General features: G+C 60.5%; 15 protein-coding genes. 12 read left to right on the top strand and 3 right to left on the bottom strand.

What is annotated here, in order from left to right; all coding sequences use genetic code 11:
- Window positions 1–40 precede the first annotated feature (40 nt).
- Genes ACIQTW_RS02005 through ACIQTW_RS01995 form a run of 3 tightly spaced genes read left to right on the top strand, consistent with a single transcriptional unit; the run spans window position 41 to window position 3086 of the window.
- Window positions 41–1405, top strand: a complete 1365-nt coding sequence (locus ACIQTW_RS02005) for an extracellular solute-binding protein (protein ID WP_402936173.1) — start codon at window positions 41–43, stop codon at window positions 1403–1405.
- Window positions 1402–2271: a carbohydrate ABC transporter permease gene (locus ACIQTW_RS02000; RefSeq protein ID WP_402933146.1), complete on the top strand. Its 870-nt coding sequence runs from the start codon at window positions 1402–1404 to the stop codon at window positions 2269–2271. Before ACIQTW_RS02005 ends, ACIQTW_RS02000 begins: the two co-directional genes overlap by 4 nt.
- Window positions 2268–3086 carry a carbohydrate ABC transporter permease gene (locus ACIQTW_RS01995; protein ID WP_402933144.1) on the top strand — a complete coding sequence of 273 codons (819 nt, stop codon included), beginning with the start codon at window positions 2268–2270 and terminating at the stop codon, window positions 3084–3086. The genes ACIQTW_RS02000 and ACIQTW_RS01995 overlap by 4 nt, the downstream gene beginning before the upstream one ends.
- 7 nt (window positions 3087–3093) lie before the next feature.
- Here the strand turns inward: ACIQTW_RS01995 and ACIQTW_RS01990 are convergent, their stop codons facing one another.
- Window positions 3094–3297, bottom strand: a complete 204-nt coding sequence (locus ACIQTW_RS01990; protein WP_402933141.1) for a hypothetical protein — start codon at window positions 3295–3297, stop codon at window positions 3094–3096.
- 115 nt (window positions 3298–3412) lie between these two features.
- Here ACIQTW_RS01990 and ACIQTW_RS01985 point away from each other — a divergent pair, with 115 nt between their 5' ends.
- The 6 genes from ACIQTW_RS01985 to ACIQTW_RS01960 are packed head-to-tail and all read left to right on the top strand — an operon-like array spanning window position 3413 to window position 8523.
- Window positions 3413–4420 (top strand): AAA family ATPase, encoded by a 1008-nt coding sequence (locus tag ACIQTW_RS01985; protein ID WP_402933139.1) that lies wholly within the window; start codon window positions 3413–3415, stop codon window positions 4418–4420.
- Window positions 4421–4433: 13 nt separating this feature from the next.
- Window positions 4434–5363 carry a DUF58 domain-containing protein gene (locus ACIQTW_RS01980; protein ID WP_402933136.1) on the top strand — a complete coding sequence of 310 codons (930 nt, stop codon included), beginning with the start codon at window positions 4434–4436 and terminating at the stop codon, window positions 5361–5363.
- The gene (locus tag ACIQTW_RS01975; RefSeq protein WP_402933133.1) at window positions 5353–5826 is read left to right on the top strand and encodes a hypothetical protein; all 474 of its coding nucleotides are present in this window, start codon (window positions 5353–5355) and stop codon (window positions 5824–5826) included. The genes ACIQTW_RS01980 and ACIQTW_RS01975 overlap by 11 nt, the downstream gene beginning before the upstream one ends.
- Complete coding sequence (locus ACIQTW_RS01970) at window positions 5817–6821, top strand: VWA domain-containing protein (RefSeq protein ID WP_402933131.1); 1005 nt, start codon at window positions 5817–5819, stop codon at window positions 6819–6821. The genes ACIQTW_RS01975 and ACIQTW_RS01970 overlap by 10 nt, the downstream gene beginning before the upstream one ends.
- Complete coding sequence (locus ACIQTW_RS01965) at window positions 6803–7819, top strand: VWA domain-containing protein (RefSeq protein ID WP_402933128.1); 1017 nt, start codon at window positions 6803–6805, stop codon at window positions 7817–7819. Before ACIQTW_RS01970 ends, ACIQTW_RS01965 begins: the two co-directional genes overlap by 19 nt.
- Window positions 7816–8523 carry a hypothetical protein gene (locus tag ACIQTW_RS01960; protein ID WP_402933125.1) on the top strand — a complete coding sequence of 236 codons (708 nt, stop codon included), beginning with the start codon at window positions 7816–7818 and terminating at the stop codon, window positions 8521–8523. Before ACIQTW_RS01965 ends, ACIQTW_RS01960 begins: the two co-directional genes overlap by 4 nt.
- Window positions 8524–8640: 117 nt before the next feature.
- Here the strand turns inward: ACIQTW_RS01960 and ACIQTW_RS01955 are convergent, their stop codons facing one another.
- Window positions 8641–9147, bottom strand: coding sequence for a DUF2004 domain-containing protein (locus ACIQTW_RS01955; RefSeq protein WP_011775024.1), 507 nt, complete (start codon window positions 9145–9147; stop codon window positions 8641–8643).
- A gap of 50 nt (window positions 9148–9197) precedes the next feature.
- Window positions 9198–10163, bottom strand: coding sequence for a LysR family transcriptional regulator (locus ACIQTW_RS01950; protein WP_402933121.1), 966 nt, complete (start codon window positions 10161–10163; stop codon window positions 9198–9200).
- Between the two features lie 394 nt (window positions 10164–10557).
- On the opposite strand from ACIQTW_RS01950, the gene nrdH reads away from it, so the two are divergent.
- From nrdH to nrdE, 3 genes are all read left to right on the top strand, one after another.
- Window positions 10558–10800, top strand: coding sequence for a glutaredoxin-like protein NrdH (nrdH, locus tag ACIQTW_RS01945; RefSeq protein ID WP_011775022.1), 243 nt, complete (start codon window positions 10558–10560; stop codon window positions 10798–10800).
- 63 nt (window positions 10801–10863) lie between these two features.
- Window positions 10864–11334, top strand: a complete 471-nt coding sequence (gene nrdI / locus ACIQTW_RS01940) for a class Ib ribonucleoside-diphosphate reductase assembly flavoprotein NrdI (RefSeq protein ID WP_017200557.1) — start codon at window positions 10864–10866, stop codon at window positions 11332–11334.
- 11 nt (window positions 11335–11345) lie between these two features.
- The gene (gene nrdE / locus ACIQTW_RS01935) at window positions 11346–13487 is read left to right on the top strand and encodes a class 1b ribonucleoside-diphosphate reductase subunit alpha (protein ID WP_402936171.1); all 2142 of its coding nucleotides are present in this window, start codon (window positions 11346–11348) and stop codon (window positions 13485–13487) included.
- The last annotated feature ends 60 nt before the right edge of the window (window positions 13488–13547 follow it).

The raw sequence follows: 13547 nt of genomic DNA, 5'->3' as shown, positions 1-13547 counted from the left end.
CAACATGCGCCGCACTGTGAAAAATAAGACAGTGACCAAAATGTCGGTGAAATCTGTCGCTGTCAGGTTCGCTGCCGTTATCTCCGTCGCTGCCGTTCTAACGGCAGCGACGTCGTGTTCGCCCACACCTGAGGCTGCTGAGGGCAAAACCCTGAAGATCGTCTATCAGAAGACTGACTCGTTCACGGCCTTGGACACCGTCATGCAGGACGCCAAGAAGGAATTCGAAGCTTCCAACTCCGGTGTGACCGTGGACCTTCAGCCCATCCAAGCCAATGACGACGACTATGGGACAAAGCTCGCACTGGCCCAGCGTTCCGCTGACACGGCGCCGGATGTTTTCTATGAGGACACCTTCAAGGTGCGGTCCGATGTCGACGCCGGCTACCTCCTCAAGCTAGACACTTACCTTGAGAAGTGGGACGACTGGGGGGCGTTCAACGAAGCAGCCAAGGCAGCCGGCCGCGCGGATGACGGCGGTATTTATGCCGTGCCGCTGGGCACTGATACCCGGGCCATTTGGTACAATAAGTCCGTCCTGCAGAAGGCGGGAATTTCCGTACCGTGGCAGCCGAAAACGTGGGAAGAGATTCTGACCGCCGCGCGTGCCATGAAAGCTGCGGATCCCAATGTGATCCCCTTCAACATGTATGCAGGCAAGGGGACCGGTGAGGGAACGGTCATGCAGGGCTTCTACGAACTGCTCTATGGCACAGACAGCAGCCTGTATGACGAGAACCAAAAGAAATGGGTGGTGGGCTCCCAAGGGTTCACCGACTCCTTGGCGTTCTTGAAAACCCTTTATGACGAGAAGCTCGCCGTGAGCCCTGCCGAAGCCCTGGACGCGAACGTCTGGAAGAAGGTTTTTGGCGAGTGGTTCCCGCAGGGCAAACTCGGGGCAACTGTGGAAGGTTCCTACACGCCGTCGTTCTGGCAGAAAGGCGGCGCGTATGAGTGGGCCGGCTATGAGCAGGAGATGGGCGTAGCAATGTTCCCCACACAGAAGGGACAGGACCCCGGCGGCGTGAGCATGTCCGGTGGTTGGACCTTGGCGGTGGGGGCGAAGAGTAAGAACCCTGAACTGGCCTTCCAGTTCCTTACCACAGCGCTGAACAAGAAGAACGCCCTGGCTTATGACATCAACAACTCCCAGATCGCTGTCCGTACCGATGTTGCATCGGAGCCTGAGTATTTGGCAGCCAACCCGTTCGTGAAGGACGTTTCAGACTTGGTGAAGGTAACGCATTACCGGCCGGCGACTGCCGATTACCCAAGGATTTCCACGGCCGTCCAGGTGGCTACTGAGTCTGTCATCACAGGTAAGCAGAGCCCTGAGGACGCCGCAGCTGAATATGATGCCACCGTCCGCAAGCTGGTAGGTGAGGACAAGGTACTGGAGAAATGAGAATGCGCCGCTTCCTGCGGCTGCTGCCCGTTGTCCCGTCCGTCCTCCTTCTCCTCTTGTTCCTGCTGGCTCCTGTTGCGTGGTCCTTCTACGCCTCGTTCACCGACGCCGCGTTGTCAGGGAGGGCGGCCAAAGACCCGCAGTGGGTGGGGGCGGAAAATTATGTCCGGATGTTTAGCGACGACTCTTTCCCTTTGGCGGCTTGGCTCACGGTAGTTTTCGTCGCCGCGTCGGCGGTGCTGGGACAGAATGTGTTGGGCTTGCTGATTGCCCTGTTAATGACGCGTTCGCGCCGGGCAACGGCTTCCTGGGTGGGGACCGCTGTAGTGGCGGCGTGGGTACTTCCGGAGATCGTGGCGGCGTTTGCCGCCTACGCCTACTTCAATCGTGAAGGAACGCTCAACCAGGTTGTGGGAGCCTTCGGCGGCGTGGGTCCGGATTGGCTGTACTCGTTTCCCCTGGTGGCCATCGTCTTGGCGAATACCTGGCGTGGAACTGCCTTCTCCATGTTGGTCTACCGGGCAGCGCTGGCTGACGTTCCCAGGGATATCGCGGAGGCGGCGCTCATGGATGGGGCACGAGGCTGGCAGCGGCTCGCCTTCATCACGCTGCCGCTCATCCGGAGCAGTATCGCCACCAACCTGATGCTCATCACTCTTCAAACGTTGGCCGTGTTCACCCTCATCTGGGTGATGACTGCCGGAGGCCCCGCCAATGCCAGTGCCACGTTGCCGGTATTGGCTTATCAAGAGGCATTCAAGTTCGGTGACATTGGCTACGGCACGGCTGTGGCGTCGGTGTTGATTCTCTTGGGCATGGTTTTCGGTGCAGTGTACGTGCGGCTGCTACGGGAGCAACGGTCATGACCACCAAGGCCAAGTTGGGCGCGGACATCGCCTTGACGGTCATCGGGATTTGCTTTGTTGCGCCGTTGCTCTGGTTGCTGTTGGCCGCCGTCGATCCCCAAGCCGGGTACCAGACCAAGGTTCCGTTGGCACCGTCCACTGAGAACTTCCGTGCGGTGATGACGCCCGAGTTGTTGTTCCAACCCTTGGCAAACAGCTTCCTGTTGTCCGCGGGCACCGCTGTGGTGAATGTGCTTGCTGCTGTGCTTGCCGCCTACCCGTTGTCCAGGTATCAGTCACGGTTCAATAAGCCCTTCATGTACACAGTCCTGTTTGGGACGTCGTTGCCCGTGACGGCCATCATGGTGCCCGTCTATGGCTTGTTTGTTCAGCTGAAATTTTTGGACTCAATGGCGGCCACTATCTTCTTCATGGCAACTACCACGTTGCCCATGGCGATCTGGATCACCAAGAACTTCATGGATTCCGTTCCTCTCGAGTTGGAGGAAGCGGCGTGGGTGGATGGGGCCTCCACCATGGCGGCCTTGCGGAGCATCGTCCTGCCTCTGATGAGGCAGGGGCTGGGAGTGGTGTTCATTTTCGTGTTCATCCAGGCATGGGGGAACTTCTTCGTCCCCTTCATCCTGTTGCTGTCCACAGCCAAGCAACCAGCCGCAGTATCCATCTTCAGCTTCTTTGGCCAGCACGGCGCTATCGCTTACGGCCAGCTGGCCGCGTTCTCCATTTTGTATTCGGTCCCTGTATTGGTGCTTTACGCGCTGGTATCCCGGGGCATGGGAAATTCGTTTGCCCTGTCCGGTGCTATGAAGGGTTAGTTCGCCGTCAGTCGATGTCCTCGATGATCTCCCCGTAGGGTATGGAATCGTCCAGATGGGCTTGGTGACCGGTTGGGCCCCTGTTGAAGGTGATGCGGACGCCGTGTCGTTGGTCTGCTGCAGACTGGAGGAGGACCGGCCGTACGGCGTCGATGACGTGCTGGTCCTGGGAGGCGAGGTACTTCTGATAGGCGGCTGGTAGCTGATGCATGGCAAAAGAATAGACCCAGGAAGACCACATGGGGAGGGGTCCCCATTGCGGCCTTGCTCCGGGAAGGCTTGGATGGAGTGGCCGTTTCACATCAGCGCCAGCAAGGGGACCACGAGTGCAACAGATCACAGCCGTAGCCGGAATCGATGCACCGGACATGGCCCGTGCCCAGCAACTCGTCGGGAGCATCGTACGCAGCTTCGAAAACAAAGTGGTGGGCCAGGCAAGGCTGCGTGAGACGTTGGTTATCGGCCTGTTGACCGGTGGCCACGTCCTGTTGGAAAGTGTGCCCGGCCTGGCAAAGACCACCGCTGCCCAAGCAATAGCGGAGTCGGTGAGTGCAGAGTTCCGCCGGATCCAGTGCACGCCGGACCTGCTGCCCAGCGACATCGCCGGTACGCAGATTTTCGACGCCGTCAAAGGCACGTTTGTCACCCAATTGGGCCCGGTCCACGCCAACATCGTCCTGCTGGATGAGATCAACCGATCCAGTGCCAAGACCCAGAGCGCCATGCTGGAAGCGATGCAGGAACGGCAGACGTCCATCGGCGGCGAGTCCTACCCTTTGCCCCAGCCCTTCCTGGTGCTCGCTACGCAGAACCCCATCGAGCAAGAAGGGACGTATCGTCTTCCCGAAGCCCAGATGGACCGGTTCATGCTCAAGGACGTACTGGACTATCCAAGTCCTGCCGAGGAAGCGGAAGTCATCCGGCGGATTGACGCCGGCGTCTTCAACGCGGACCAGAAGCCTCCGGCGGCCGCCTCCCTTGACGCCGTAGTCCAGGTCCAGGAATTGGTACGGCGGGTCTACATTGATCCGGCGATCGTCCGCTACATCGTGGGACTCGCGTACGTCACCCGCAACGCCTCACAGTATTTGGAGCCCAGGCTGGCCAACGTCGTGGAATTCGGCGCCAGCCCGCGGGCGAGCATCGCCTTCAGCCAGGCAGCCCGAGCCATGGCACTGCTCAAAGGGCGTGACCACGTCATACCTGAGGACGTCAAGAACCTCGCACATCGGATCTTGCGTCACCGGATCATTCTCGGATTTGATGCAGTGGTTGAGGGAATTTCAGTGGAAACCGTGATCGATGCCGTGCTGGCATCCGTCCAGACGCCGTAGCAGGGGCCTGCACGTGCCCAGCCTCCTCCGACGCGTCAAGTCGAAGATGTTCATCTTCGCCCACCATAGGACACTGACCCTCCTTGACGGCGAATACGGTTCGGTCTTCAAAGGACGGAGCCTGGACTTCGACGAGCTCCGGGCGTATGTCCCCGGCGACGAGGTCCGTGACATTGATTGGAAAGCCACAGCAAGGCACGGATCACCCTTGGTGAAGCGCTATGTCGCAGTTCGCCGCCACGCGGTCCTGTTACTGGTGGATACCGGCCGGAACATGGCAGCACAGGCTTTCTCCGGCGAGTCCAAGAAGGACATCGCCGTTCATGCGGCCGGCGTCCTGGGGTACCTCGCTTCCCGGCACGGTGACGACGTGGGTCTCCTTCACGGGAACGCCGTTGCGTCCAAGTACCTCCCGCCCCGCAGTGGCGAGGAGCATTTGGAACGGCTGCTCCGTGAAGTGGATGCGAGTGCTTCCCTGGACGGCCCAGCCAGTGGCATCGCAGCGCAGCTGGATTATGTGCTGAGGTACCTGAAGGGGCGCCTGCTCATTGTCGTAATTGCGGACGAGTTCCTGCCCGATGCCCGCACGGAGGGCCTGATGCGCAGGTTGCGCGGCCGGCACGAAGTCCTGTGGCTGACCGTTCGGGACGCCGAGCTAGCTGCTGAGGCAGGGAGCCAAATGCAAGACAGCACGGACGTGGGCACGGGACGTGGAATTCCCCTGTCCGTGGCCGTGGATGGCAAAGTACGTGCCGCCTACGCTGCGGCAATGCTTAAACGCGACCAGAGGCGGCGGGATGTGTTCCACAGGCTGGGAATCGCCGAGGAACACACAACCGGCAGCGAGAACGTCCTGACTGCAGTCTTCTCACTCCTGGAAAAGCACCGCTCCGGAACTTTCACCACAAGAACCTTTGCCCGGGGTGGCACTCGTGCAGGATGAAGCCGGCTTCTATTCGCCCCTGCAGTATCAGCCACAATGGTTGTGGCTTGGGCTCGTTCTGGTGCTCATCATCGGGGCTTGGTACGCATGGATCTTCCGGCCCGTCCGCAAGACGGTGCCGGTTTACGAAGATCCAGCCCGTCAGGTGACGGTGCCGGATCTTGAGACACTTCGGGCCACCTGCCTGGCCGCAATCCACGCCACAGCGCTGGACGCCGACGCCGGCCGCTTGCCAGCGCGCGACGCCCACCAAAGGCTCAGCTTCCTCGTGCGGGAGTTCGCCGGGGCGGCCACTGGCTTGCCCATGACCTACATGACCCTCGAGGACCTCCACCGCCACGACCTCAAGGAACTTGCGGCAGTTGTGGCTGGCATCTATCCCAACGAGTTCGCGCCGCTACCCGTCCATACGGTCAGGCAATCCGCGGAGACCGCACGTCAGGTGGTCTTGGCATGGAACTAAGCTACTGGTGGATACTTCCCCTGGCAGCAGCAGCCGTGACAGTCACAGCGTGTCTGTACCGCCGCCGTCGTCCGCAAAGTACCAGGCCAATCGCGCACAGTGGGCGGCTCACTGAGCTCCCCGAATACCAACAAGCGTTGCGCCGGCACCGCACCCGCTTGGCGCTCGCGGTGGTGTTGGGCGCAGTGTTCCTCGCTGCGACCGCCACGGCAGCGGCGAGGCCCATCCAACGAACAACAGAGCAGCCGGAAGTCAGGAACAGGGACATCGTGCTGTGCTTGGACGTCTCTGGGTCCATGACCAGCACAGATGCCGCCATCGCTGCAGTATTCGAAGACCTCGCCAAGGAGTTCGACGGCGAGAGAATCGGCATGGTCATCTTCGACAGCAGCAGTGTGCAACTCTTCCCGCTCACCGACGACTACCAGTACGCCGCCGAACAACTCACCCAAGCGAAGGAGGCTCTGGACAGCGGTAGCGGGTCCTTCTTCGACGGAACCTGGAACGGGGAAGGCTCCTCGCTCATTGGTGACGGACTGGCATCGTGCATACAGAGCTTCCCCGACACCGACGCAGTTGATGCCAAGCGAGGAAACAACAAGCGAGGAGACAACCAGCGCTCGCGGTCCGTGGTGCTGGCCACTGACAACTTCCTCTACGGGGAACCGATCTTTACCCTGGACGAGGCCGCAGCGCTGGCCGCCGGGAAAAACGTGAAGGTGTACGCGCTGAACCCCGGCGACATGGACTACGGCGAGCCCGGGCAGCCCGGCGCCCAGCTCAGGGCAGCAGCAGAACGAACCGGCGGCTCCTACTTCACCTTGGACAGCCCCACCGCCGTGCCGGGCATTGTCCAAAAAGTGCAGGAAACCGAGGCCACAAGCTACCTCGCAGCACCCCAGGCAGTAGTAGCCGATACACCCGCTTGGCCTCTGGGTATCGCCTTGCTTGCCGGCTCGGGAATGCTGCTGCTCGGATGGCGGCTGGAGCCATGACCTTCGCCCCCATCATTCCGTGGCCCCTACTGGCCTTGGCATTCATCGCCGTGCTGGGCTTCACTGCCTGGACCTGCATGAGGCGTGTTCGAAGCCAGCCGCTTCGAACCTGGAGGCCCGCAGCCCTGCGGAGCGCCGCCGTCGTACTTCTTCTGCTCGCCGCTTTGCGTCCCGGTTGGGCAGGTGGCCAAGCCCAAACCGCCACCGCTGACCTCGACGTCTACTTCGTGGTAGACACCAGCACCAGCATGGCAGCCGAAGACTACAACGGAACCGGCACCCGGCTTTCAGGGGTCAAACAGGACGTCATGGCCATCGCCAAGGAACTCGCCGGAGCCAAGTTCTCCCTCATCACCTTCGACAACAAAGCAACCGTCCGTATGCCGCTCACACAGGACGCAACAGCCCTCCAAACCGCCATGACCACCTTGCAACCCCAAAACAGCAGATACGCCAAGGGGAGCAGCGTCACGGGTGCGGCACAACTCCTGAAAGAAAGGCTCGCAGCCGCTAACCAGCAACATCCAGGTCGCCCGGCAGTCGTCTTCTACGCCGGCGACGGTGAGAACACCAGTGCCGAGGCCCCGGCCCGCATGGATGCCACCCATGTGGCCGGGGGAGCGGTACTGGGGTACGGCACCGGCGAGGGCGGCCCGATGAAGGAAACCGCAGACCCTGACGCTGGATACGTGAAGGACAAAACCTCCAACACCCCACAGGATGCCGTCTCACGAATTGACGAAGCGCAGTTGCGAACCATCGCAGAGCAACTCCACGTCCCCTACGCCCACAGAACAGGCGCCGAGCCAACATCGGACATGTTGGGCCAAGCGAACCCCGGCGCCACGACTGCCTTGGCACACGACGGCCCGGGGCGCGTAGAACTCTACTGGCTGCTCGCCTTGGCCGCTTTTCTCCTGGCAATCTACGAGCCCTTGCGGCACTTCACAGCTCTTCAAGCGCTTCGGCCCACCATGCGGAAGGAGCCCACCACATGACCGGCCACAAAGCACGACGGCGGCGAAGCAGTCTTGCACTCTGGTCTGCGCCACCTGCGCTCGTGGCGCTCGCAGTTGCGGCGAAGCTCCTGAGTGTTGGGGTCCTGGGTGCCTCCGCCGGGCAGTCCTTCGACGCCGGGCAGCAGCAGGGTGTGGCCAGCGCTGCATCGTGGTTGCAGATAGCCAACATCCTTGAGCCGCACAAGGCACATTTCGCCTCCGGGGATGCCCACGTTGTAGCGGGGGACTTCGCAGCTGCGCGGAAGGACTTTGAGTCCGCCCTGAAAGCCGGCTCCGGCGTTGATGAGTGCAAAGTGCGTGTCAATCTGGTCCTGAGCATCGAGAAGTTGGGGGATGCCGCCGGGGATCGGGATGCCGCCGCCCAACTGTTCAGGGAAGCCATGGCCGCAGCAAAAAGCGCACCGCCGCAATGCCACACGGCAGGTCCGGCAAACGCCGCCGGCGAGGGTGGCAGCCTGGTTGCGGCCCAGGACCGGCTGGCCGGCAAAATCACCGAGGGAGAGTCGCGGAACGATGATGCAACTACGCCTAACCAGGAAACGCCGTCGCCCCCGAAACAGGAACAACTTCAGCAACTTGAAGAGAGCGCGCAACAGGCCCAGCGGGAGCGTTCGGAAGGTCAGGAACGCGGCGAGTACCTGCGAGGACCGGACAAGGCCCCCGGTATGGACAGGCCATGGTGACTTGACGAAGCATCTGCTGTGATCGCGTCCCGCGCAACCTCTTCAAGCCAGCCATAACGACGGGCGGCCGGTCACCCGAAAGGTGACCGGCCGCCGTCGTTCGCGGTTAAAAGCTGTTTACGACTCCCACAGGATTTCGTCGTCCACCACGCCGTCCTCATCAGCGGCTACTACCAGCAGCTCGTCCGTGAAGTGCGAGCCGAGGGTGAAGTCCAGCACGAAGTACCGCTCCGGCTGACCCGGATAGATGGCCACATGGCCGAGTTTGAGGGCTTTCAGGAAGACGTCGTTGGTGAGCTGGCCCTTGTCGCTGACACCAAAGACCGATTCGAGTTGCTCTTCCTTGAGCTGCGAGCTGTGGAAGTGCAGGAACTGTTGGGGGTTGGTGCCGTCCTGGTCGAGTTCGTCGGCGATCATCTCCCGGACCTGGTCCACGAGTTCCGGCAGGAAGCGCAATCTATAGTCCACCTTGCGCATGGCCGCCTCATCGAAGTGGTCGTGCGCGGTGACGTTGAGGTCCAGCTCAAGCTGGTTGCCGCCAAGTTCGTGTCTCGCGACGAAGCAATGTTCACGCCCGTGGTTGAGCTCGATCTCCCCAAAATGTTTGCTCGCTACCTTGCCCATGTGATCAATCTAACCCCATCAACCGGCGGGTTCCAGCACTTCGCGGCAATTCACCTCTGGAGCTTGCGGCCCTTGACAGGAGTGGATTTCAGGGGGTGAAGACCACTCTTTCCCGACGTGTCCCTGAGGGTGTCCGCAAGCAGCTGTGTGAACAACTGCACTTGGGCTGTGCGCTTTTCGTTGATGAGAAGGGCGAACACGTTCCGGGCCAGCCGGATGTCCGGTACGTCAAGGACCACGACGCCGGGCGGACGGTTCCGCAGCGCCAGTTCCGGTACCAGCGAGGCACCGAGGCCGGCGGCAGTCATCTCCAGGCTCGCGTGGAAGTCGTCGCTGTAGGCCACCACCCGGGGGTGCAGGTTGCAGCTGGCGAACAGGCGTTCGATCACCAGGGCATCGCTGGTGCCCGGGTGGTGGACGATCCATGGCATGTCGGAGAGATGTGCTGCCTCGATCTCGGCGTCCTCGCGGATCTTCCAGGACGCCGGCAGTACTACCCGGAAGTCGTCGTCGCCAATCCACTGGCGTTCCAGTGAATGAGGCCACGCCAAGCCGGATTGCCCCACCTGGTAGACCAACGCCACATCCAGTTCGCCGCCGCTGCGCAGGCCTTGAATGGTTTGTGCCGGCTCGGCCACGGAGACCCGCAGCTCAATACCCAGTCCGCTCCATCGTTCATTCCGCAAAATGTCCGGCAGGACATAGGTTGCGAGGCTGGGGAAAATGCCCAGCCTGAGCTCCTGCGCGGGGGAGTCATTGGTCCTCGAGGCTGCTGCCATGAGGGCCTCGACGTCGGTCAGCACCTTCGACGCGTGCCGGGTCATGGTCAACGCGGCCTCTGTTGGAACAACGCTGCGGGCTGACCGTTGGAAGAGCTCGACGCCGGTATCGCGTTCCAGCGCAGCCATCTGTTGGGAGACTGCGGAAGCTGTGTAGCCGAGTTGGGCGGCAGCGGCTGCGAAGGAACCCAACCGGGTGACCTCCATCAACGTGCGGAGATGGAGAAGGTTGACCATCAGCCGATTTTAGCTGTTCGCCACGCCACATTTTCAAAGTGTCACGACACGCCGTATCCTGGCGACACGCTGAAGATTAAATGTGGCTAAGTAGTCCACAGGGTGTGGATGACATCTCTCAATTCGGCGGAATCACGGACATTTTGATGGCCTCTGCCTGTGGACGAGCGGTGGATTGAATGACATACTTGTAATACATCATCTTGGGGTTCCGGCGAGGCGCTTGCACTACATGTAGTATCGATTTACGGATTGAGCGGGAAACCAGCACAAGACTAAATAAGCGTGTTGGCTGCCACAGCAGCCCGCGGGCCGGTATCGGATTCAGAAACTAGTTCCGGTTGAGCCCGCCAGATACGAAGAGCGACAGACTTCAACTAAGGGGACAGGGATCATGACCGTTACGGTTTACACGAAGCCGGCCTGTGTTCAGTGCAACGCAACCTACCGTGCACTCGACAAGAAGGGCATTGCCTACCAGAGTGTCGACATCTCCCAGGATGCCGAGGCCCTCGAGCGCCTCAAGGCCTTGGGCTACATGCAGGCTCCGGTTGTCGTGACCGAGCAGGACCACTGGTCTGGTTTCCGCCCGGACAAGATCGAGGAACTGGCCCAGGCTGTTTCCTCCGTGGCCTAAGTTTCCATTCAAACTTCGCCACCACAGCACACTCAGAATTCCTATGTAGTCGAGGTGACTCCCATGGCACCGCTGGCAGCGGCAACCGTACGCGAAGCTGCGGAAGCTGTCACCACCAGGAGTCACCTCATCTACTTTTCCTCGACCTCCGAGAACACCAAACGATTCGTCCAAAAATTGGGCAGGGATGCGGCGCGCATCCCGCTCTATGCCCAGGATGCTCCGCTGCAGGCCCTCGAACCGTTCGTCCTTGTGCTGCCCACTTACGGCGGAACAAACGGCGAAGGTTCGGTGCCGAAACAGGTCATCAGGTTTTTGAATGATCCCCGGAACAGGAAACTGATCCGGGGTGTTATTGGAGCAGGGAACACCAATTTCGCGGATAACTACTGCGCAGCGGGAGACATCATCTCCGTTAAGTGCAAGGTGCCGCATCTTTACAAATTTGAACTCATGGGGACGCCGGAAGACGTTCAACGGGTCAACGAAGGGCTGGAAAAGTTTTGGACACAACTGTCGCAGAAACAGAAGTAACCGGGGGCGCTGTGGACACGGTCAAGAAGCCGCTGCCTGAGGCTTTCAAGGGCTTGGGTTATCACGAGCTCAACGCCATGCTGAACCTGTATGGCCCCAACGGTGAGATCCAGTTCGAAGCCGACCGTGAAGCTGCGCACCAGTACTTCCTGCAGCACGTGAACAACAACACGGTGTTCTTCCACGACCTGGAAGAGAAGCTCGACTACCTGGTGAAGAACCAGTACTACGAGCGCGAAACCCTCGACCAGTACACGATGAACTTCATCCGCGACCTCTTCAACCGCGCTTACAAAAAGAAGTTCCGCTTCGAGACCTTCCTCGGCGCCTTCAAGTTCTACACGTCCTACACGCTGAAGACTTTTGACGGCAAGCGTTTCCTCGAGCGCTACGAAGACCGCGTCTGCATGGTAGCCCTGCACCTGGCCCGCGGTAACGAAGAACTGGCCAACCGCCTCGTCGACGAAATCATTGATGGCCGCTTCCAGCCGGCCACCCCCACGTTCCTCAATGCCGGCAAGGCACAGCGCGGTGAGCTCGTCTCCTGCTTCCTGCTCCGCATCGAAGACAACATGGAGTCGATCGCCCGCGCCATCAACTCCGCCCTTCAGCTCTCCAAGCGCGGCGGCGGTGTAGCTCTTTCGCTCACCAACATCCGCGAGCACGGCGCCCCGATCAAGCAGATCGAGAACCAGTCCTCCGGCGTTATCCCCGTGATGAAGCTCCTCGAAGACAGCTTCTCCTACGCCAACCAGCTCGGTGCCCGCCAGGGCGCAGGTGCCGTGTACCTGCACGCCCACCACCCGGACATCCACCGCTTCCTGGACACCAAGCGTGAGAACGCTGACGAGAAAATCCGCATCAAGACGCTCTCCTTGGGCGTCGTGGTTCCGGACATCACGTTCGAGCTCGCCAAGAAGAACGAGGACATGTACCTCTTCTCCCCGTACGACGTCGAGAAGGTCTACGGCGTTCCGTTCTCCGATATTTCGGTGACCGAGAAGTACTACGAGATGGTTGATGATTCCCGGATCAAGAAGACCAAGATCAGCGCCCGCGAGTTCTTCCAGACCCTCGCGGAGATCCAGTTCGAATCCGGTTACCCGTACATCATGTTCGAGGACACCGTGAACCGGGCCAACCCGATCGACGGCAAGATCACCATGAGCAACCTGTGCTCGGAGATCCTGCAGGTTTCTTCGCCGTCCATCTACGCCGAGGACCTCAGCTACGAAACCGTTGGCAAGGACATTTCCTGCAACCTCGGTTCCATGAACATCGCCAAGACCATGGATTCGCCGGACTTTGGACTCTCCATTGAGACCTCCATCCGCGCCCTCAGCGCTGTTTCGGACATGTCGTACATCAACTCCGTGCCTTCCATCGCCCAGGGCAATGCCCAGAGCCACGCGATTGGCCTCGGCCAGATGAACCTCCACGGCTACCTTGCCCGTGAGCACGTCCACTACGGTTCCGAAGAGGGACTGGACTTCACCAACATCTACTTCTACACGGTGCTGTTCCACGCCCTGCGGGCTTCCAACCGCCTTGCCATCGAGACCGGCCAGAAGTTCGGCGGATTCGAGAAGTCCACCTACGCTTCCGGTGAGTTCTTCGACAAGTACACCGAGCAGGAATGGGTTCCGGAGACGGAGCGCGTCCGCGAGCTCTTCGCCGGCCACCACATCCCCACCCAGGATGACTGGCGCGAGCTGAAGGCTTCCGTTATGGAGCACGGTATCTACAACCAGAACCTGCAGGCCGTGCCGCCTACCGGTTCCATCAGCTACATCAACAACTCCACGTCCTCGATCCACCCGGTGGCCGCCAAGATCGAAATCCGCAAGGAAGGCAAGATCGGCCGCGTTTACTACCCGGCTCCGTACCTGACCAACGACAACCTGGAGTACTACCAGGATGCCTACGAAATCGGCTACGAGAAGATCATCGACACCTACGCCGCTGCCACGCAGCACGTGGACCAGGGCCTGTCCCTGACGCTGTTCTTCAAGGACACCGCCACCACGCGTGACATCAACAAGGCGCAGATCTACGCATGGCGCAAGGGCATCAAGACGCTCTACTACATCCGTCTCCGCCAGATGGCCCTCGAAGGGACCGAGGTTGAGGGCTGCGTAAGCTGCGCACTCTAATCAACTTAAATCGGTTGATTCCTTGCAGCGGGCTGCCGCGCTGAAAACTAAAGAGCACGA

The sequence above is a fragment of the Paenarthrobacter sp. NPDC090517 genome (genome assembly GCF_044769165.1).
Classification (GTDB): Bacteria; Actinomycetota; Actinomycetes; order Actinomycetales; family Micrococcaceae; genus Arthrobacter.
This window is presented reverse-complemented; position numbering and strand designations above follow the sequence as displayed.

What these genes read in the sequence shown, in the direction of transcription:
- ACIQTW_RS02005 (WP_402936173.1), top strand. Translation starts at nt 41, where the DNA reads ATGTCGGTGAAATCTGTCGCTGTCAGGTTCGCTGCCGTTATCTCCGTC.
- ACIQTW_RS02000 (WP_402933146.1), top strand. Translation starts at nt 1,402, where the DNA reads ATGAGAATGCGCCGCTTCCTGCGGCTGCTGCCCGTTGTCCCGTCCGTC.
- ACIQTW_RS01995 (WP_402933144.1), top strand. Translation starts at nt 2,268, where the DNA reads ATGACCACCAAGGCCAAGTTGGGCGCGGACATCGCCTTGACGGTCATC.
- ACIQTW_RS01990 (WP_402933141.1), bottom strand. Translation starts at nt 3,297, where the DNA reads ATGCATCAGCTACCAGCCGCCTATCAGAAGTACCTCGCCTCCCAGGAC.
- ACIQTW_RS01970 (WP_402933131.1), top strand. Translation starts at nt 5,817, where the DNA reads ATGGAACTAAGCTACTGGTGGATACTTCCCCTGGCAGCAGCAGCCGTG.
- ACIQTW_RS01965 (WP_402933128.1), top strand. Translation starts at nt 6,803, where the DNA reads ATGGCGGCTGGAGCCATGACCTTCGCCCCCATCATTCCGTGGCCCCTA.
- ACIQTW_RS01960 (WP_402933125.1), top strand. Translation starts at nt 7,816, where the DNA reads ATGACCGGCCACAAAGCACGACGGCGGCGAAGCAGTCTTGCACTCTGG.
- ACIQTW_RS01955 (WP_011775024.1), bottom strand. Translation starts at nt 9,147, where the DNA reads ATGGGCAAGGTAGCGAGCAAACATTTTGGGGAGATCGAGCTCAACCAC.
- ACIQTW_RS01950 (WP_402933121.1), bottom strand. Translation starts at nt 10,163, where the DNA reads ATGGTCAACCTTCTCCATCTCCGCACGTTGATGGAGGTCACCCGGTTG.
- nrdH (WP_011775022.1), top strand. Translation starts at nt 10,558, where the DNA reads ATGACCGTTACGGTTTACACGAAGCCGGCCTGTGTTCAGTGCAACGCA.
- nrdI (WP_017200557.1), top strand. Translation starts at nt 10,864, where the DNA reads ATGGCACCGCTGGCAGCGGCAACCGTACGCGAAGCTGCGGAAGCTGTC.